The organism is Pseudomonas chlororaphis subsp. piscium (assembly GCF_003850345.1).
Lineage (GTDB): Bacteria > Pseudomonadota > Gammaproteobacteria > Pseudomonadales > Pseudomonadaceae > Aquipseudomonas > Aquipseudomonas piscium.
Window position 1 is genome coordinate 5,909,999 of record NZ_CP027707.1, and the last position, 19,836, is coordinate 5,929,834.

Below are 19,836 nucleotides of genomic sequence, written 5' to 3' on the forward strand. Positions count from 1 at the left end.
TCCTTATACTCATCCAGGTATACCCTCAGCCTTCAGGTACTGCGCGTGTCCAAGATGATGGTCTTTACGGGGAACGCTAACCCCGATCTGGCTCGGCGTGTCGTACGTCAGCTGCATATCCCTCTCGGTGACATCTCTGTCGGTAAGTTTTCCGACGGCGAAATTACCGCTGAGATCAATGAAAATGTCCGCGGTAAGGACGTCTTCATTATTCAGCCGACTTGCGCTCCGACCAACGATAACCTGATGGAACTCGTCGTGATGGCTGATGCCTTCCGCCGCTCCTCAGCGACTCGAATCACTGCTGTAATTCCTTACTTTGGTTATGCCCGTCAGGATCGCCGTCCGCGTTCCGCACGTGTGGCTATCAGCGCGAAAGTCGTGGCTGACATGCTTACCGTAGTCGGCATCGACCGTGTTCTCACGGTTGATCTGCATGCTGACCAGATTCAGGGCTTCTTCGATATTCCGGTAGATAACATCTACGGCTCCCCGGTTCTGGTGGATGACATCGAAGACCAACGTTTCGAAAACCTGATGATCGTCTCCCCGGACATTGGTGGCGTCGTGCGTGCACGTGCCGTTGCCAAATCCCTGGGCGTGGATCTCGGGATCATCGACAAGCGCCGTGAGAAAGCCAATCACTCTGAAGTGATGCATATCATCGGTGACGTTGAAGGCCGTACCTGCATCCTGGTTGACGACATGGTCGATACCGCCGGCACCCTGTGCCACGCGGCCAAGGCCCTGAAAGAGCATGGCGCTGCCAAGGTCTTTGCCTACTGCACACACCCTGTGCTGTCGGGTCGAGCAATCGAGAACATTGAAAATTCCGTGCTGGACGAGCTGGTGGTGACCAACACCATCCCGCTGTCCGCTGCAGCACAAGCCTGTGCGCGTATCCGTCAACTGGATATCGCCCCGGTTGTTGCCGAAGCGGTTCGCCGTATCAGCAACGAAGAATCGATCAGCGCGATGTTCCGCTAAGGCCCTGCCCTAGCCTTACATCTCGATGACGAAAAGCGCCCCGCCCCAGCATTCCTGTTGGGGCGGGGCTTTTTTGCCCATATCGCCTTTAGCGCTGGTCGCAAACGCTGGGGCGAGTGTGGTTATTTTGGAGATACAACATGAACGATTTTACTCTGAATGCTGAACTGCGTTCCGACCTGGGGAAAGGTGCGAGCCGCCGCCTGCGTCGTCTCGCAAGCCTGGTTCCAGCTGTAGTTTACGGTGGCGACAAAGCCCCTGAATCCATCAGCATGCTGGCCAAAGAAGTTGCCAAACTGCTCGAAAACGAAGCGGCTTACAGCCACATCATCGAGCTGAACGTTGGCGGCACCAAGCAAAACGTCGTGATCAAGGCGCTGCAACGTCACCCGGCCAAAGGCCACGTGATGCACGCTGACTTCGTACGCGTTGTTGCTGGTCAGAAACTGACCGCTATCGTTCCAGTGCACTTCATCAACGAAGCTGCTCCGGTCAAGAAAGGCGGCGAGATTTCGCACGTTGTTGCTGAAATCGAAGTGTCCTGCCTGCCGAAAGACCTGCCTGAGTTCATCGAAGTCGACCTGGCTGACGCTGAAATCGGCACCATCGTTCACCTGTCGAACATCAAGGCCCCTAAAGGCGTTGAGTTCGTTGCTCTGGCTCACGGTAACGACCTGGCTGTTGCCAACGTTCACGCTCCACGTGTTGCTCCAGAAGCTGCAGAAGGCGCTGCAGAGTAATTCACTCTGCTTGCCGGAGTTACCGGAAACATCGCGGACTGGAACGTAGCGAGAAAGCGGGCGGGAACGCGGAGTTTACATAATGGTAAATGAGCACTTGTCGTCCACTTTCGCCGCACACTCCAGTCGCGGCGATGTTATCCACAACTCCAAGGAAGGGCCCCTATCGTGACTGCCATCAAACTGATCGTTGGCCTGGGTAATCCAGGCACCGAATACGAACAGACCCGGCATAACGCAGGGGCCCTTTTTGTTGAGCGCATCGCCGAGAAACAAGGCGTCAACCTTGTGGCCGATCGCAAATATTTCGGCCTGACCGGGCGCTTTTCGCACCAGGGTCAGGACATTCGTCTGCTGATACCCACCACCTACATGAACCGCAGCGGCCAGGCCGTGGCGGCATTGGCCGGTTTCTTCCGCATCAAGCCCGAAGAAATCCTGGTGGCGCATGACGAGCTCGACCTGCCACCCGGCGTCGCCAAGCTCAAACAGGGCGGCGGGCATGGCGGGCACAACGGGTTGCGCGACATCATCGCGCAACTGGGCAACCAGAACACCTTTCACCGCTTGCGGCTTGGCATCGGCCACCCAGGCGTCGCCAGCATGGTCTCGAACTTTGTCCTGGGTCGCGCGCCACGCGCCGAACAGGAAAAGCTCGATGCCAGCATCGATTTTGCCCTCGGCGTGCTGCCGGATATCTTCGCCGGTGAATGGAACCGTGCGATGAAAAACCTGCACAGCCAGAAGGCCTGACTCTTATCCGAGGGGAAACACCATGGGATTCAACTGCGGCATCGTCGGCCTGCCTAACGTCGGCAAGTCCACCCTGTTCAACGCCCTGACCAAATCCGGTATCGCGGCCGAGAACTTCCCCTTCTGCACCATCGAGCCGAACAGCGGCATCGTGCCGATGCCGGATCCGCGCCTGGATGCCCTGGCCGCCATCGTGGTGCCTGAGCGCGTGCTGCCGACCACCATGGAATTCGTCGACATCGCCGGCCTGGTGGCGGGCGCCTCGAAAGGTGAAGGCCTGGGTAACAAGTTCCTGGCCAACATCCGCGAAACCGATGCCATCGCCCACGTGGTCCGCTGCTTCGAAGACGATAACGTGATCCACGTGTCCAACAGCGTCGACCCGAAACGCGACATCGAGATCATCGACCTGGAACTGATCTTCGCCGACCTCGACAGCTGCGAAAAACAACTGCAGAAAGTCGCACGCAACGCCAAGGGCGGTGACAAGGACGCCGTGGCGCAGAAAGCCCTGCTCGAGCAACTGATCGCTCACTTCACCGAAGGCAAGCCAGCGCGCAGCCTGATGAAGAACATGAGCACCGACGAAAAAGCGGTGATCAAAGGCTTCCACCTGCTGACCACCAAGCCGGTCATGTACATCGCCAACGTTGCCGAAGACGGTTTCGAAAACAACCCGCACCTTGACGTGGTCAAGGCCATCGCCGAAGAAGAAGGCGCCGTGGTCGTGCCGGTCTGCAACAAGATCGAAGCGGAAATCGCCGAACTTGAAGACGGCGAAGAGAAAGACATGTTCCTCGAAGCCCTGGGTCTCGAAGAACCAGGCCTGAACCGCGTGATCCGCGCCGGTTACGAAATGCTGCACCTGCAGACCTACTTCACCGCCGGCGTCAAAGAAGTTCGCGCTTGGACCGTCCGTGTGGGTGCCACCGCCCCACAGGCCGCCGCTGTGATCCACACCGACTTCGAGAAAGGTTTTATCCGCGCCGAAGTGATCGCCTACAACGACTTCATCCAGTTCAAGGGTGAAGCCGGTGCCAAGGAAGCCGGCAAATGGCGCCTGGAAGGCAAGGAATACATCGTCAAGGATGGCGACGTGATGCACTTCCGCTTCAACGTCTGACGCGTTTTTGCCGAAGCTCAGTGGCGCCATTAGAACGCCACTGACAATAGATCTCTTTAAATAAGAAGTTGCTGAAAACAATAGGGCCCCGCATGGGGCCCTATTGTTTTCAGCCACAAAAAACTGGGGTATCCCGGTTCAAGATCAAGTCAGTAAACCTCCCTCGATTCCCCCTCCCAAGCTCCCGCACAGGCCTGATTGTTCTTCTGGTCCAATCCTTCAGCCTTGAAAATAACTCTTCACGGTTCTCTGCACGCCTTAGCTCACTGATAACTCAGCGTGAAAGTCGCCAATCCGTTTGCACTGCCAGGCGATACGTTTGGCGCAATCTGCACATAGCGCGCACTGAGTGGAATCTGAAACACCGACACGCCTTGCGCGATTGTGCCCGCCCTCCATTGATTGATATTCCCTGCAGAACTGGAGTCAGGCCCATAACCGAGCACGACATCCTCTTTGAGAATATGAATACCTAGCCCGGATGCGGTCGACGCAGAAGTGAGCGACAACGTGGTGGAGGTATTGTCTGGGCGAGACACGTCCGTCAGCGTGACATAGGAACTGATCGTAGTACCCGGCTCTCCCCCCGAGCAAGCCAAGGTGATGGTAAAAGGGCGGGGAGGAGATGTAGCGCCCATGCCCGTAAAAGTCGTGGTTGCAATGTTGCCCATCGATACCGGAATTGCCGGTGTGGAAACGCTACAAGTTGGTCCGGCCGAGATACTGCTTTGACCGGCCACCGTAACCTGCCAGTCCCTGCAGCCGCCCTGCGCACAGTTGAATTTGCTTGTCACCAGAGTCCCAACCGATAACTTCCCGCTCTGAATCGGGCCTGTCTTTATCAGCTCTATCCAGATGGTTTGCATATGAGAATCATTGAGCTGCCAACCGGTTGCACCGGCGTTGTGAGTCCCTGGGCTGGTGATCGGGGTGGTGACCCCACTGGGAAAATTTCGGGCCCGCCATATAGCCCACCACCTGACGCCCAAGCCAGGAATATTGGTCTCGTAGACATCGGTAAATCCTGGAGCCAGTGTTCCATTACTCACTGAGCCCCAAATTGTAGAGTTTTCGGCGAACGTCCCGTCCAGCAGTTTTGACTCTTCTCGAGTAGAGGTCCACAGCACCGCCCCGACGTCGGCGTTTCCTGGAACAACGATGTTTGCAGGCAGTGAAATACTGGATGTTCGTGGACTGAACCATCCAGCGGCAAACACATGACTCGGTAGTAATGCAGAGAAGATAAAAAACAGAATAAACACCGGGATAAAAATGCTGCGTTTCATATGAAAGTCATCAGTACCATCTAGAGGGAATTTGCATCGATCGCCAGGGCAACAACCCTTGTGGCCGGGCTTCTTTATCCAAACAGAAGGGCTTTGTCCCGTCTGATGACAAGACCCAACGCGGTCGCTATTTTCCGAAAGAAAATGCAGCCCTCTCAATAAGGCAATTCCTATATTCCTAATTTCAGAAAGGAAAAGTCCTAAATCGCCCCCCACATAGCCGAGGACGATCTCTATGTGGGTAGGGGTTGGCTGCCGTCATCACGCAGCGACAACTCCGGATCGCTCGATAACACTCTTGCAGGCCAAGCCCTGACAAGCGTCAAATCGCAAACCAGATCCACCATCTTCTCAATAGAAAACCGAAGGCTTGGGTAACTCTGCCGCTGAAAGCCACGGACACTTCATCGCGCCACGCGACAGGAGTACCCTGCATCCCTCTGACACAGGCAGATACTTGCATGCGTTCTGCTTAACTCTATGCACTCGCTCACGCTACGCACGGACAGGGCCCCGCCACAGATGCAAAGGAAAGTAATAGTCGTCGACGATCACCTGCTGACACTGATCGGCATTCGGGCGTCGCTCAGTGATGACAGCACGCTGCAGATCGTCGGCGAGGCCCAGGATGTCGAAGGGCTTTTCCAGCTGTTGGCCGAGCAGCCCTGTGACCTGGTCATCACCGACCTGATGATGCCCCACAGCCAACAGGCCGACGGCATCCGCCTGATCGAACACTTGCGCCGTCGTTATCCGGCCATTGCGGTCATAGTGGTGACCATGCTCAACAACCCGGCGCTGCTGGCCTCGATCCTCAAGCTGGGCGTCCAGGGGCTGATCAGCAAGCGCGGGGTACAAGGCGACCTGCAGATGGCGGTTCGCGCCAGCCAGGCCAAGCCCTTCATATCCCCCTCCATCCGGCATCTGCTCAACCCCGGCCAACCCGTGACCGAGGTCGAGCAACTGTCCCCTCGCGAAGTCGAGGTCTTGCGCCTGTACGGCGCCGGGCTTTCGGTCAATGAAATAGCCCTGCACCTCAACCGTTCCAAACAGACCATCAGTAGCCAGAAAAGCAGCGCCATGCGCAAACTGGGGCTGGATAACAATGCCAGCCTGTACCTGTACATCCAGGAAGTCGGGCTGGCCTGAGACTATGCCTAACCCTCTAGCGGGCCTGTCGCGTCTGACCCTCTGGATCACGCTCATGCTGACCAGCGTTGCTTCCCTGGGCGCCACCGAACCTGAGCCTGCGCCGCTGTCCCTGGCCACGCTGATGGCCCTGCGTCAGACACTGCCCCCGCGCCCGCTACGGGTCGCCGAAGTGAGCGCCTCCAACGAGCGACCCGAGCCTCGCGGCAACGTTGTCCTCAACCAGATCACCAACGACTACCTGGAACACATCAGCCAGTTTCTCGAACTGCCGATCCAGCGCGTGCCCTACCCTACGGTGGACACCGCCATCGCCGCGCTGACCACCGGGGACATCGACCTGATGCCCCGCGCCACCGAGTACGAAAGGAAGCAACCCGGGTTCATCTACAGCATGCCCTACCTGGACAACGAGCCGATCATCGTCGGCCGCATCGCCGACAAGGACCTGCCCCCGGACCTGGAGGGCAAACGCGTGCTGGTCCCGGCCTACTATGTACAGGCCGAAACGGTCGCCAAGGCCTACCCCAAGGCCGAACTGATCGTGATCAAAAGCATTGTCGAAGGCCTGCAACGCCTGGCCGACGGCGAGGCCGACGCGCTGATCGGCGATCAACTGCGCAGCAATTTCTACATGCGCAGCCTGGCCAACCTCAAGCTGCAGAACAAATACGTCGCCGACCTGCCGGCCATGGGCTTCAGCTTCGCCGCACGGGGGCATGAAGAGAATCTGGTCACCCTGATCAACGCCTCGCTGAAGACGGTTACCCGGGAGCGCAAACAAGAGATATTGCAGCACTGGGAACGCTCGCCCTGGCTGTTCGCGCCGACCGACTCCTTCGCCCTCAACAGCGCGGAAGACAGCTGGCTCAAGCGCCTTCCGTCGCTGAACCTGATTGCCCGCCAAATCCCCAATTACCTGTACCGCAAGGCCGATGGCCAATGGGCCGGGCTGGCATTCAATGTGCTGCGCAGCCTGGCCGACGACTATCAGCTGCAACTGAACATCATCGACAGCCAGTCGCCGGAAATCGACCAGCGCCGCCTGGAAAATGACGAAGCCCAGATCGCCCTGTCCCTGGCGGCGACCCCGGCCCTGCAAAAAAGCCTGCTGTTCAGCGATGGCTTCGGCACCGAGTACTGGGCCTTCGTTACCCGCAAAGGCGCCAGTTCCCCCAGTTCATTGGCGGCCCTGGGCGGCAGGCGCCTGGCACTCCAGGCCGGGCACCCGCTGCAGTCGCTGCTGGCGAGCCGCTACCCGACGATCGAACTGGTGCTTACTGACAATTACGATCAGGCCGTGCAATTGGTGGAACAGGGCATGGTCGACGCCATGCTGAACAGCGCCGCCGATGCCCGGCAAATGACTAATCCGGGGCTGCGCGTCGGCAAGCAGTTCCAGGCCCAGCCCGACCCCCTGGTGTTCGCCGTCTCGGCCAAGCACCCCGAACTCCTGAGCATCCTCAACAAGCTCCTGTACTCGTTGAAGAACTCGGACGGCAACCAGGACCGTATCAGCGTTCTGGCGCGGCCCGCGACCAAGGGCTCGCTCTGGGACTATCTGCCGAGCTGGGTGTGGCAGACCGCTGCACTGGTCCTGGTGCTGGTGTTGCTGTCCTTGCATTGGAACTGGCGTCTGCGGATTCAGATCCGCAAACGGCGCGCCGCGCAGAACCAGCTCAAGGACCAACTGGCCTTCCAGTTCGCCCTGCTCAACGGCTTGCCCATTCCCCTTTACGTACGCGACCTGCAGGGGCGCCTGAGCACCTGCAACCACGCCTATGAGCAGTTCTTCGGCCAATCCCTGGACGAGATCCGCGGCACCACGCCCCAGGAGCAAGGCATAAGCCCGCCCGCGCTGGCCCTGGAGCTGGAGGAACAGCACCAGCGGCTGCTGGATAACCGCCAGTCGCAGTTCCTCGACAGCGTGATCGAGGTCAGCGGCCAGACCCACCATATCTACCAATGGCTGGTGCCCTTCTACACCGCGCTCGGTAAACAGCAGGGTCTGCTGGGGGGCTGGATCGATATCAGCGTGCGCAAGCACCTGGAAAATAAACTGCTCGAAGCCCAGCAACAGGCGCTCGACGCCAGCGCGGCGAAAAGCCAGTTCCTCGCGACCATGAGCCATGAGCTGCGCACCCCGCTGAACGCCATGGTCGGCCTGCTGGAGCTGGAAACCAGCGGCTCGTCCGCGCCCTCGCAGAACCTGAGCATCGCCCAGCAGTCGGCGCAATCGATGATCGACCTGATCGGCAACATTCTCGATCTGGACAAGGCCGAGACCGGCCAGATGGAACTGGCGCCCAGCCCCACCGCGCTCGCCCCGTTACTGGAAAGCTGCCTTGAACTGTTCGCCGTCCAGGCCCGGGAAAAGCACCTGGAGCTGAAGCTGGAACACAACCTGGCCCCGCGGCGGCACTATCCGGTGGACGCCATGCGCCTGACGCAAATCCTCCATAACCTGCTGTCCAACGCCTTGAAGTTCACCGCTCATGGCCAGGTCGAACTGAAGGTCCGGGAACTCGACTCGGCCCCACGCCAGAGCCGGCTGATATTCCAGGTCAACGACACCGGTGTCGGTATCGCCGAAGAACTCCAGTCGCAGATCTTCGCGCCTTATCAGCAAGCCTATGCCGAGATTGCCCATCAGCACGGCGGCTCCGGCCTGGGCCTGAGCATCTGCAAACAGCTGGTCGAACTCATGGGCGGCAATATCCGGCTCGACAGTGCGCCAGGCCTGGGTTGCCGGATCAGCTTCGAATTGCTCCTGCCCTGGCAACCCGTCGTCGAGGACGAAGCGCCGCAGGCCGTTCAAGGCCCTGTAGCGGTCACCGCGCTGCATGTGCTGATCGTCGACGACGTCTCCACCAACGGCCTGGTGCTCGAGCAACAACTGCTCAGGCTCGGCCATCGAGGCACCTACGTCGGTAGCGGCAAGGCGGCCCTGCAGGCCTGGGAACAGGGCGACTTCGATGTGCTGATCACCGACTGCAACATGCCGGAAATGGACGGCTACGCCCTCACCCGCAACGTCCGCGCCGCGGAACAGGCGCGCGGCCTGCCAAGGCTGCCGATCATCGGCTACACCGCCCGGGCCCTGGCCGATGAAAAGCAGCGTTGCCAGGCGGCGGGCATGGACGACCTGATGGTCAAGCCCATCGTCCTCGAACGCCTGCGGGAAATACTCGGCGGGCTATCCAATGCATCCCTCAAAGCCCCCCTCACGCCTCCCCTCGCCCCAGCGCCTGACGAGGAAGCCGCCGCATCGTTCGACCTGGCCTACCTGGAGGGTTTCCAGAACGATCCGCAGCTCAAGGGACGCTTGTTCCAGGAGCTGCGCCGCAACCTGGAACAGGAGCGCGAGCTGCTGAGCGCCCCTCTGCCCGACACACCGGACTTCCTCGAACAGTGGGTCCACCGGGTCAGCGGGCTGGCCTGCACCGTCGATTCGCCAGCGTTGATGCGGGCCTGCCTCGACCTGCAACTCGCGGCCCGCCAGGGTGCGCAGAATCTGGATGACCAACGTGAAGCCGTGCTGGCCGTCATCGAACGCATGCTGCGCGATATCGAACGCCACGGCTGACCTGTTCCGGACAACCCTGCGCACAGCATCCCGGCCCTGGGCGACGCCCAGGCCGGCGCCCTGAAACATCTTGTTCCACTCCCTCCTCGCGCCTTTCGTACTCGTCTCATACAAGCCCGCAAGCCTGCTCGGCATCCTAGGAGCCCTTCGTTACCGGGCACTGCCAGCCACGGGCAACCCTGGCCGCGTCATGCAGCGGCCGGCATCGAAGACCTCAAGGAAGTCCACTTCATATACTTAAATCAAGGTGATTCGATGCTTCATAACAACCGCGCCACCGCCATGCGCAAGCTGCCGCTGGCCATCACCCTCGGCCTGGCTTCGCTGGCCAGCCAACAAGCCTTCGCCCACGGTTACATCGAAAGTCCGAAGTCCCGGGCCTTCATGTGCTCCGCGAACGGCGGCAACCTCAACCGCGATTGCGGCCCCGTCACTTACGAACCGCAAAGTGTCGAGTACTCGCCATCGGTCCAGCATCACTACCCCAAGGATTACTGCTCGGGCGACTTCACCAAATGCGGCCCGGCGAACGGCACCATCCCGGCGGGCGGCATCACCAGCTTCTCCCAGCTCAACGAGCAGACGGCGACCCGCTGGCAGAAAACCACAATCAAGCCGGGCATGAATGAATTCACCTGGTACTACTCCGCCGGTCACGCCAGCGCCTACTACCAGTTCTATATCACCAAGAAAGACTGGAACCCGAACCAGCCGCTGACCCGCGACTCCTTCGAGATGACCCCGCTGCTCGATGAAAAAGCGAACGGCGCGCGTCCGCCAGCCGGTGGCAGGACCAAGCACAAGGTCAACATTCCTGCCGATCGCAGCGGTTACCACGTGATCCTGGCGACCTGGAAAATCGCCGACACCGCCGCCACCTTCTATCAGGCCATCGACGTCAACATCGACAACGATGGCGCGCCGATTCCTGACTGGAAGATCCTCGGCGCGGTGCAGCCTGAACAGCTGCGTGTCGGCGACAAGGTCAGCACCCGTGTGTTCACCAACGCCGGCGAACAGCAGAACCGCCAGACCCGCCTGAGCATCGAGACCACTGAGCAGGCCCAGGCCAACACCTGGCCGTACCTGTTGGCGCAGCAGGTCAACAAGGCCAATGCCGGCTACATGATGGGCGAGCTCAACGCCAATAATGAAGTCGTGCCCAACTACGGCAAGAACACCATGTATGCCAAGAACAACAGCGACGTGGTACGCGTGGAAATCCAGAAAGAGCAGCCGAGCATTCCTGGCGAGCTGAAGCTTTCCGGCCTGCAGGCCGAGTACCCCCTGAAGGACAACGCCACCGACCTGCACTTCAATGCCATTGCCCAGGGCGGCAAGTACACCATCGCCTCCACCGTGTTCAACGGCAAAGGCGAAAGCATCGCCCACCAGCAGGCGGAAGCCGGCAACAACACCCCGCACTTCTCCATCGCGCTGCGTAACGTCAGCGAAGGCGACTATGACGTGGTGGTCGTGGCCAAGCCGGAAAAAGGCGAGCAGCTGCAACAAAGCCAGCGCATCACCCTGAAAGCCGAAGAAGTGGGCGGCGGCGACTACGACTTCGTCTTCCCCAAAGGCCTGACCGGCTACAAGGCCGGCACCAAGGTTTTGGCCAAGGACGGCAATGTCTATGAGTGCAAGCCGTTCCCTTACAGCGGCTACTGCATCCAGTGGAACGCTGGCGCCACTCAGTACGAGCCTGGCGTTGGCAGCAACTGGAAGGACGCCTGGATTCGCAAGTAATCCATAACCTGACCAACCGCAGCGTGGTGCCTCGGCACCGCGTTGCGGACCTTGGGAATCGACATGAATCACCCTCACTACTCCAGACCGCGCAGGCTGCTGCACTGGCTGTTCGCCGCCGTTGTCCTGTGGGCCACGATCAGCGGCTATGCCAGCGCGCTGTTGCAGCCACCCTGCTCGGTCCAACAGGCGATCGCCTTTATCAACGTCTCGCTGACCACCCTGCTGGTGCCGCTGTTCGTCCTGCGGCTGTTCTACCTCGTGCGTCATCCCGCTCCGCCGGCCCCTGCCCATCAGAGCGCGGGCGAACGCCGCCTGGTGCATGCCGGGCACGGCGCATTGCTGGTCACCCTCGGTACCGTGCTGTTCAGCGGTGTGCTGATGATGTCGCGCCCGATCGATCTGTTCGGCCTGCAGCTGCCGCAACCCTTGCAGGACCCGGCGGCCATCACCTTTTTCGAAGAGATTCACCACTACAGCTGCATGGCCCTGGCCCTGCTGGTGGCCGGCCATATCGCCGCGGTGATCCTCCACCAACTGCGCGGGCATGGCGTGCTCAGACGCATGCTGCCCAAACGCCCATGAAGACGATGTTCCCATGGCGCCCGCGCGGCTCCGGCCAACGCTACCTGCTCCCCGTCAGCCTGGTCGCCCTCGGCCTCTGGCTGACCTGGTTGAGCCTCGACAGCTGGACCTACCGGCAAGTGCTGGCGGGCCAGCCGGTGCCGGCTGCGGTACCGAGTGCCAGCGCCGAAAAGCTGCTGCCCGCGCCCCTGGACGATCACAACATCGCCAGGGTCTTCGGCGCCGTGCCGGTCGAATTCGACAGCGCGCAGGCCAGCCTGCCGCTGGTCCTGCTCGCCAGCCTGCTGGGCAACCAGCCCGAGCAATCCAGGGCCCTGATCCAGTACGCCGACAGCCGGGCCTTCTACTCCCCGGGCGAACGCCTGCCCGACGGCACGCTGCTCAAGAGCGTCAGCGCCGATCAGGTGGTGGTGCTGCGCAACGGCCGTGAACAGAACCTGCTGCTGCCCGGGCGCCAGATGCGCCTGCTCAGCCCCCAGACAACCCCACCGGAGGTCGCCGACCGAAAAGCCACGGCCCTTCTGCGAGCGATAGAGAACACACCATGAAACTGTCCAAGATCGCGGGCGCCGTGCTCAGCCTCGGCCTCCTGCTGAATGCCCTGCCCAGTAGCGCGGCCCTGACCACCCAGCGCCTGTGGACATTGAACATGAAGGACGCCGAACTGCGCGACCTGGCCAGCGAGGTCGGGGAAATCACCGGCAAGACCCTGGTGGTCGATGCCCGGCTGCAAGGCAAGGTCAGCGTGCAATCGTCCAAAGCCCTGGACAAGGAAGGTATTTACTCGCTGTTTCTCAGCGTGCTGCGCAGCCAGGGTTTCGTCGCCCTGGACCAGGGCGACCGGGTGCTGATCATGCCGGCGGCGGAAGCCAAGACCAAATCCAGCGAGCAATCGGGCGATGAGTTCGTGACCAAGGTCCTGGACCTGCGCAACGCCAACGCCGCGGAAATCTCCGGGGTGGTCCGCCCGCTGGTGAGCGACGATGCCTATGTCGCGCCCTCGGCCAGCTCCAATGCCCTGGTGGTGTCCGACAGCGCCAGCAACGTCGAGCGCATCCGCCAGGTGGTCAGCGAACTGGACCAGGCCGGCAACCGCTCGTTCAGTACCGTGGCCCTCAAGCACGCCTGGGCCAGCGATGTGGCTCGGACCCTGAACGAGAGCATCAGCCAGACGGGCAACGGCCCCAGCGACGCCAAGGCCGTGGGCGACGCCCGCAGCAACCGGGTGATCCTCGCAGGCTCCGCCCAGGCCCGCCAGCGCATGGCCGATCTGGTCAGGGCCATCGACGTGCCGAGCAATGCCAACGACAGCGCGCGGGTGGTGCGCCTGCACCACAGCGATGCCAAGCAGCTGTCGAAGCTGCTCAACGGCATCGGCAAGCGCCTGGAAGACAGCAACCGCGGTGGTGGCGAAGGCAAGGGCGGCGGTAGCTCGATACTGGTGAGCGCCGACGAAAGCCAGAACGCCCTGGTGCTGATGGCCGACCCGGCGCAACTGAGCATGCTCAATAAAGTCATCACCCAGCTGGACCAGCCACGGGCCCAGGTGCTGGTGGAAGCGGCCATTGTCGAGGTCAGCGGCGACATCAACGAAGCCCTCGGCGTGCAATGGGCGGCGCGCGCCGGCAACGTCGCCGGCGGCACCAATTTCAGCGGCACCGGCCTGTCGATCGGCACCCTGCTGAGCCAGGGCAAGGACAAGAACATCACCCTGCCGGACGGCGCCATCATCGGCATCGGCACGAGCAATTTCGGCGCGCTGGTCACCGCCCTGTCCAGCGACTCCAAGAACAACCTGCTGTCCACCCCGAGCCTGCTGACCCTGGACAACGAAGCGGCGGAAATCCTCGTCGGCCAGAACGTGCCGTTCCAGACCGGCTCCTACACCACCGACACCGCCGGCGCCAGCAACCCCTTCACCACCGTGGAACGCCAGGACGTCGGCGTGACCCTCAAGGTGACGCCGCACATCAACGAGGGCAACACCCTGCGCCTGAAGGTCGAGCAGGAAAGCTCGGAATTGGCCAGCGCCCCGCCCGGCATCACCACCAGCGACGTGATCACCAACAAGCGTTCGGTGAAAAGCACCATCCTCGCCGACGACGGCCAGATCATCGTGCTCGGCGGCCTGATCAAGGACAACGTCAAGACCCAGGTCAGCAAGGTCCCGGTGCTGGGCAGCATTCCCTGGCTCGGCCGGCTGTTCACCAGCACCAAGGACGTCACCGAAAAGACCAACCTGATGGTGTTCCTGCGGCCGACCCTGGTGCGGGGCAGCGCCGATGCCGTCAACGTCAGCGAGCGCAAGTACAACGACCTGCGCAAGTTGCGCGCCAACGGTGACAGCCGTAGCGGCCTGGCCTTGCCCGCCGACTCGCGCCAACTGTTCGATGCCGCGCCGCAGGAGGCGACCATCGATATGCGCGCCAACGAGCCACGCCGATGAGCCCGGTCGCGCGCCTGCCCTTTGGTTTCGCCAAGCGCCATGGGGTCCTGCTGGAGCCCTTGGAGAGCGGCCTGCGGCTTTATTGCCGGGCCGACACGCCGGTGGAAATCCTCGCCGAGATCCGCCGCTGCCATGGCCCGTTGCAGGGCCATCGGATACTCGACGCCGAGGGTTTCACCGAGCGGCTGGCCGAGCAGTATCGCGACGGGCGCGACGACGCCATGCAGATGGCCGAAGGCCTGGGCGACCAGATCGCCGGCCAGGACGACCTGGCCAGCCTGGCCGAGCAACTGCCGCAGATCACCGACCTGCTGGAGCAGGAAGACGACGCACCGATCATTCGCCTGATCAACGCGATCCTCGGCGAGGCGGTCAAGGTCAAGGCGTCGGATATCCACCTGGAAACCTTCGAGCAGCACCTGTCCGTGCGCCTGCGGGTCGACGGCCTGCTGCGTGAGGTGCTGCGCCCGCGCCGGGAGCTGGCGGGCCTGCTGGTGTCGCGGATCAAGGTCATGTCCAAGCTCGACATCGCTGAAAAGCGTATCCCCCAGGACGGCCGCATCGCCCTGCGCATCGGCGGCCATGAAGTGGATGTGCGGGTCTCCACCCTGCCTTCGGCCTACGGCGAGCGGGTGGTGATGCGCCTGCTCGACAAACAGGCCGGGCGCCTGAACCTGGGCCGGCTGGGCATGGCCGAGGCGATCCGCGGCAAGCTCGAAGACGCCCTGCTGCGCCCCCACGGCATCCTGCTGGTCACCGGCCCCACCGGTTCCGGCAAGACCACCACGCTGTACGCCGGGCTCAGCAGCCTGAACAACCAGACCCGCAACATCCTGACCATCGAAGACCCAGTGGAATACCACCTGGCCGGCATCGGCCAGACCCAGGTCAACACCAAGGTCGACATGACCTTCGCCCGTGGCCTGCGCGCCATCCTGCGCCAGGACCCGGACGTGGTCATGGTCGGCGAGATCCGCGACCGGGAAACCGCCGACATCGCCGTGCAGGCTTCCCTCACCGGCCACCTGGTGCTGTCCACCCTGCACACCAACAGCGCCATCGGCGCCGTCACCCGCCTGCTGGACATGGGCATCGAGCCCTTCCTGCTCTGCACCTCGCTGCTCGGCGTGGTCGCCCAGCGCCTGGTGCGGGTGCTCTGCATCGATTGCAAGAGCGCCGCGCCCGCCGATGCCGCGGCCTGCCAGCAGTTGAACCTCGACCCGCGACAGGCGCCGGTGCTCTACCACCCGGTCGGCTGCCCGGCCTGCCAGCACAGCGGCTATCGCGGCCGCCAGGGCATCTACGAACTGGTGCTGTTCGACGAACCGCTGCGCCAACTGATCCATGAAGGGGCTGGCGAGGCCGCCTTGACCCACTACGCGCGCCAGCATGCCCACAGCCTGTTCGCCGACGGCCGGGACAAGGTGCTGCAAGGCGTCACCAGTGTCGAAGAACTGCTACGCGTAACCCGGGAGCACTGACCGTGGCCGCCTACGAATACCTCGCGATGTGCAACGCCGGGCGCAAGACCCGCGGCGTGCAGGAAGCCGACAGCGCGCGGCAGGTCCGCCAGCTGCTGCGCGAACGCAATCTGATCGCCCTGCAGGTCAAGCCGGCCCGCGGGCAAAAGGACCGTTCCGGCGCCGCGCTGACCAGCAGCCAGCGCCTCAGCCCGGCGCAACTGGCCTTGCTGACCCGCCAGCTGGCGACCCTGGTCCAGGCCTCACTGCCACTGGAAGAAGTGCTGGCCGCCGTCGCCGCACAATGCAGCAAGCGCGCGCAGCAGAGCATGATGCTGGCGATCCGTGCGCGAGTGCTGGAAGGCCATGACCTGGCGCGGGCCATGGGCGAATACCCGCGCGCCTTCGCCTCGATGTACCGGGCCACGGTGGCCGCCGGCGAACGCGCTGGCCACCTGGCCCAGGTGCTGATGCAACTGGCCGACTACACCGAGGCCCGCCACGCCGCCCGCCAGCAGCTGCAACTGGCCATGCTGTACCCGAGCATCCTGCTGTTGGCGGCCTTCGGCATCGTCGGTTTTCTGCTCAGTTTCGTGGTGCCGGATGTGGTCAAGGTGTTCATCGACAGTGGCCAGCAACTGCCGGTACTGACCCGCGGCCTGATCGCCACCAGCGACTTCGCCCGAGATTACGGCCTGGTCCTGTTGCTGATACTCGGCAGCCTCGCCACCGGCCTGCGCGTGGCCCTGCGCAAGCCCGCCCTGGCGATGCGCTGGCATCAGGTCCAGCTGCGCTTGCCGGTGATCGGACGGGTCATCCAGGCCAGCAACAGCACCCGTTTTGTCAGCACCCTGGCGATTCTCGGGCGCAGCGGCGTGCCGCTTGTTGATGCCCTGGAGATTTCCGCCGAGGTGGTCGCCAACCAGCAGATTCGTACTCGTATGAAAGACGTGGCGCGTGCCGTGCGCGAAGGTAGCGGACTGACCCGGGCCCTGGAACAGAGCGGCGATTTCCCGCCGATGATGCTGTACATGATCGCCAGCGGCGAGCGCTCGGGGGAACTGGACAGCATGCTCGAACGCGCCGCCCACCAGCAGCAGACCCAGCTGTCCAACGGCATCGCCATGCTGGTCGGGCTGTTCGAGCCGGCGATGCTGGTGTTCATGGGCGCCAGCGTGCTGGTCATCGTCCTGGCGATCCTGATGCCCATTCTCAACCTCAACCAACTCATCACCTGAAGAGCACACAACATGCGCAACCCTTCCCGCCAACGCGGCTTCACCCTGATCGAGATCATGGTGGTCGTGGTGATTCTCGGTGTCCTGGCCGCCCTGGTGGTCCCGCAGATCATGAGCCGTCCGGACCAGGCCAAGGTCACCGCCGCCCGCAGTGACATCAAGGCGGTGGCCACGGCCCTGGAAATCTACAAGCTCGACAACCACCACTACCCCTCGACCCAGCAGGGCCTGGAAGCCCTGGTGAAAAAACCGGCCGGCCTGCCGGCGGCCCTCAACTGGAACCCCGACGGCTACCTCAAGCGCCTGCCCAAGGATCCCTGGGGCAACCCTTACCAGTTCCTCGCCCCGGGTCGCGAAGGCTCGGCCTACGACCTGTACTCCTTCGGTGCCGACGGCCGCAACGGCGGCGACGGGACCAATGCCGACATCGGCAACTGGGAGCCTTGAAGTGCGCAAGCCAATGGCGGGTTTCACCCTGCTGGAGCTGCTGGTGGTCATGGTGATCATCGGCTTGCTGGCCGGCATGGTCGGGCTGGTCCAGAGCGACTCGGGCGGGCAGAAGGCCCGGCGCGAGGCCGAGCGCCTGCAGAACCTCATTGGCCTGCTGCGTGAAGACGCAGTGTTGAACAACATTAACCACGGCCTGCGCCTGGAGCCGGACCATTACACAGTGCTGAGCCTCGACCGCGGCGGCCAGTGGCAGGCGGACAAGCGCTTCAAGGAGCACCGGCTGCCCGGCGAGCTGCGCCTGAACCTGAAGGATCCACGACCGCAGGGCAAGGAACCACAACTCTGGGTACTGGCCAACGACCAGATCTCGCCCTTCAGCCTGCTGCTGGAATACCGCCAGCAGCCGCTGCTGTCGCTGTCCAGCGACGGGGTCGAGGAGGTGCGTCTTGCCCCGGTGCAATGAACAGGCGGGCTTCACCCTGCTGGAAGTGATGGTCGCCCTGGCCATCTTCGCCGTGCTGTCGCTGTCGCTCTACAGCGCCACCGAACACCTGATCGGCAACAACGGTGGCCTCAGCGAGCGGACCCTGGCGCAATGGCTGGCGGACAACCGCCTGAACGAACTGCGCGCCGGCATGCGCCAGCCCCAGAGCCAGCGCCAGGAACCGATCCGCTTCGCCGGGCGCGACTGGCTGCTGACCAGCGAAACCGCCGCGGCACCCGACCCGCGCCTGCTGAAGATCGTGCTCGAAGTCTCCACCGACGCGCCCATGCCGCGGCAACGCGCGCGCCTGGCGGGCTACCTGGAGGCCCGCCCATGAAACGCCGGCAGCAGGGCTTCACCCTGCTCGAAGTGCTGATCGCCATGGCCCTGTTCAGCCTGCTCGGCCTGGCTTGCTATCAGTTGCTCGAACGCATGATCCATACCGACCAGCGGATTCATCAGCACGAACTGCAACTGCGGCGCCTGCAGCGTGCGGTGGGTATCTTCGAGCGTGACCTGACCCAGGCCATCGCCTACCCGGTCAACGGCAGTTCGGCGCGCCAGGCACTGATCGGCGAGCCCGGGCGCATCCAGCTGGTGCGCGGCGGCTGGAGCAATCCCTTGCAGCAGGCGCGCAATGACCTGCTGCTGGTCACCTATCGCTGGAACGACGGCCAATGGCTGCGCGAATACCGCAGCCCGATGGACAGCCCCGACCTGTCCGGCACTGCCGCGCAGCAATTGCTGCTCGATGGTGTCCGGCTCGAACGCCTGCGCTACATCGACGACCAGGGTAAGGCCCACTCCAACTGGCCCGTCGGCCAGGCGCCATTGAGCCTGCCCCAGGCCATCGAACTGGAGCTCGACGCCCCCGGTTATCCCGGCCTGCGGCGGGTGATCCTGCTGCCGGGCTTCAAGGGGCTGGAGCATGGTTAAGGCCTGTAGACAACGGGGCATCGCGCTGATCAGCGTGCTGCTGATCACCTCCCTGGCGACCCTGATCGTCAGCGACATGCTGGCCCGCCAGCGCCTGAGCCTGATCGGCAGTTCCAACCAGCTGTCGCAGCAGCAACTGTGGCAACTGGCGCTCAGTGGCGAAGCCTGGGCCCGTGGCCAACTGCGCGATGACTGGCGCGATGAACCGGAGCCCAAGCGCGTGCACCTGGGCCAGCGCTGGGCACAAAACACACCGGTGTTCGACATCGACGGCGGGCGTATCCGCATCCAGCTGCAGGACCTCAGCGCACGCTTCAACCTCGGCACCCTGCGCACGCCCAACGACCGGATCAGCCGCCTGCGTTATCAACGTCTGTTGCAGGTGCTTGGCCTGCCGCCCCACGACCCCACGCGCTTGCCACCGGTCCGTGGTTTCGACGGCAAGCCGCTGGCCTGGAACGACAGCAGCGAACTGATGCGCCTGGAGGCCGTCGACACAGCGGTCATGGAGCGCCTGCGGCCCTGGGTCAGAACCACGCCTGGGGCCCTGAACCTCAACACCGCCCCGGCCGAACAACTGGCCAGCCTGGGCAAGCTCGACCTGGCCCAGGCCGTCGCCCTGGTGCAGGCACGCCCCGCCGAAGGCTACAAGACGGTGCAGGAGTTTCTCGACGCCCCCGCGCTGAAACAGCACGAGATCAACAGCCAGGGGCTCGATGTCAGCAGCCGGTATTTCCAGGCGGTGCTGGATGTCGAACTGGGCGACCGCCAATTGCGCCTGATCAGCCGCCTGCGCATCGAGCCGGACGGCCAGGTCAGCGTACTGCAGCGCACCCTCGCCGCCCCTTCCCGTTTTCCGGAGTAATC

At 62.8% G+C, this 19,836-nt stretch carries 18 protein-coding genes; 17 read left to right on the forward strand and 1 reads right to left on the reverse strand.

Annotated features, from left to right (window positions below; translation table 11 throughout):
* The first annotated feature begins 45 nt into the window (after nt 1–45).
* The 4 genes from C4K38_RS26730 to ychF all read left to right on the forward strand — a co-directional run bounded on the left by C4K38_RS26730 (nt 46) and on the right by ychF (nt 3,603).
* Complete coding sequence (locus C4K38_RS26730; RefSeq protein ID WP_003171603.1) at nt 46–987, forward strand: ribose-phosphate pyrophosphokinase; 942 nt, start codon at nt 46–48, stop codon at nt 985–987.
* Between the two features lie 140 nt (nt 988–1,127).
* Complete coding sequence (locus C4K38_RS26735; protein ID WP_053280849.1) at nt 1,128–1,727, forward strand: 50S ribosomal protein L25/general stress protein Ctc; 600 nt, start codon at nt 1,128–1,130, stop codon at nt 1,725–1,727.
* Nucleotides 1,728–1,895: 168 nt separating this feature from the next.
* Nucleotides 1,896–2,480 carry an aminoacyl-tRNA hydrolase gene (gene pth, locus C4K38_RS26740; RefSeq protein WP_053280850.1) on the forward strand — a complete coding sequence of 195 codons (585 nt, stop codon included), beginning with the start codon at nt 1,896–1,898 and terminating at the stop codon, nt 2,478–2,480.
* A gap of 22 nt (nt 2,481–2,502) precedes the next feature.
* Complete coding sequence (ychF, locus tag C4K38_RS26745; protein WP_053280851.1) at nt 2,503–3,603, forward strand: redox-regulated ATPase YchF; 1,101 nt, start codon at nt 2,503–2,505, stop codon at nt 3,601–3,603.
* Between the two features lie 263 nt (nt 3,604–3,866).
* Here the strand turns inward: ychF and C4K38_RS26750 are convergent, their stop codons facing one another.
* On the reverse strand, nt 3,867–4,889 hold the full coding sequence (locus C4K38_RS26750; protein ID WP_081001590.1) for a fimbrial protein: 1,023 nt from the start codon (nt 4,887–4,889) through the stop codon (nt 3,867–3,869).
* A gap of 522 nt (nt 4,890–5,411) precedes the next feature.
* Here C4K38_RS26750 and C4K38_RS26755 point away from each other — a divergent pair.
* The 13 genes from C4K38_RS26755 (at nt 5,412) to gspK (ending at nt 19,834) form a co-directional block, all read left to right on the forward strand.
* Nucleotides 5,412–6,038: a response regulator gene (locus C4K38_RS26755; RefSeq protein WP_053280852.1), complete on the forward strand. Its 627-nt coding sequence runs from the start codon at nt 5,412–5,414 to the stop codon at nt 6,036–6,038.
* A 55-nt stretch (nt 6,039–6,093) separates the two neighbouring features.
* Nucleotides 6,094–9,624, forward strand: coding sequence for an ATP-binding protein (locus tag C4K38_RS26760; RefSeq protein ID WP_231998591.1), 3,531 nt, complete (start codon nt 6,094–6,096; stop codon nt 9,622–9,624).
* Between the two features lie 255 nt (nt 9,625–9,879).
* On the forward strand, nt 9,880–11,370 hold the full coding sequence (gbpA, locus tag C4K38_RS26765; RefSeq protein WP_053280854.1) for an N-acetylglucosamine-binding protein GbpA: 1,491 nt from the start codon (nt 9,880–9,882) through the stop codon (nt 11,368–11,370).
* A 63-nt stretch (nt 11,371–11,433) separates the two neighbouring features.
* Entirely contained in the window at nt 11,434–11,955 is a 522-nt protein-coding gene (locus C4K38_RS26770; RefSeq protein ID WP_053280855.1) for a cytochrome b, read from the forward strand.
* On the forward strand, nt 11,952–12,503 hold the full coding sequence (locus C4K38_RS26775; protein WP_053280856.1) for a type II secretion system protein N: 552 nt from the start codon (nt 11,952–11,954) through the stop codon (nt 12,501–12,503). The genes C4K38_RS26770 and C4K38_RS26775 overlap by 4 nt, the downstream gene beginning before the upstream one ends.
* Nucleotides 12,500–14,401 carry a type II secretion system secretin GspD gene (gene gspD, locus C4K38_RS26780; RefSeq protein ID WP_053280857.1) on the forward strand — a complete coding sequence of 634 codons (1,902 nt, stop codon included), beginning with the start codon at nt 12,500–12,502 and terminating at the stop codon, nt 14,399–14,401. The genes C4K38_RS26775 and gspD overlap by 4 nt, the downstream gene beginning before the upstream one ends.
* On the forward strand, nt 14,398–15,882 hold the full coding sequence (gene gspE, locus C4K38_RS26785; RefSeq protein WP_053280858.1) for a type II secretion system ATPase GspE: 1,485 nt from the start codon (nt 14,398–14,400) through the stop codon (nt 15,880–15,882). The genes gspD and gspE overlap by 4 nt, the downstream gene beginning before the upstream one ends.
* Nucleotides 15,883–15,884: 2 nt before the next feature.
* The gene (gene gspF / locus C4K38_RS26790; protein WP_053280859.1) at nt 15,885–17,099 is read left to right on the forward strand and encodes a type II secretion system inner membrane protein GspF; all 1,215 of its coding nucleotides are present in this window, start codon (nt 15,885–15,887) and stop codon (nt 17,097–17,099) included.
* Nucleotides 17,100–17,111: 12 nt separating this feature from the next.
* Nucleotides 17,112–17,546: a type II secretion system major pseudopilin GspG gene (gspG, locus tag C4K38_RS26795; protein WP_009050803.1), complete on the forward strand. Its 435-nt coding sequence runs from the start codon at nt 17,112–17,114 to the stop codon at nt 17,544–17,546.
* A 1-nt stretch (nt 17,547) separates the two neighbouring features.
* A complete protein-coding gene (gspH, locus tag C4K38_RS26800; RefSeq protein WP_053280860.1) occupies nt 17,548–18,012 on the forward strand; it encodes a type II secretion system minor pseudopilin GspH in 465 nt (154 codons plus the stop codon).
* Nucleotides 17,996–18,370, forward strand: coding sequence for a type II secretion system minor pseudopilin GspI (gene gspI / locus C4K38_RS26805; protein ID WP_053280861.1), 375 nt, complete (start codon nt 17,996–17,998; stop codon nt 18,368–18,370). Before gspH ends, gspI begins: the two co-directional genes overlap by 17 nt.
* Nucleotides 18,367–18,969, forward strand: coding sequence for a type II secretion system minor pseudopilin GspJ (gene gspJ, locus C4K38_RS26810; protein ID WP_053280862.1), 603 nt, complete (start codon nt 18,367–18,369; stop codon nt 18,967–18,969). The genes gspI and gspJ overlap by 4 nt, the downstream gene beginning before the upstream one ends.
* Nucleotides 18,962–19,834, forward strand: coding sequence for a type II secretion system minor pseudopilin GspK (gspK, locus tag C4K38_RS26815; protein ID WP_053280863.1), 873 nt, complete (start codon nt 18,962–18,964; stop codon nt 19,832–19,834). The genes gspJ and gspK overlap by 8 nt, the downstream gene beginning before the upstream one ends.
* Nucleotides 19,835–19,836 lie beyond the last annotated feature (2 nt).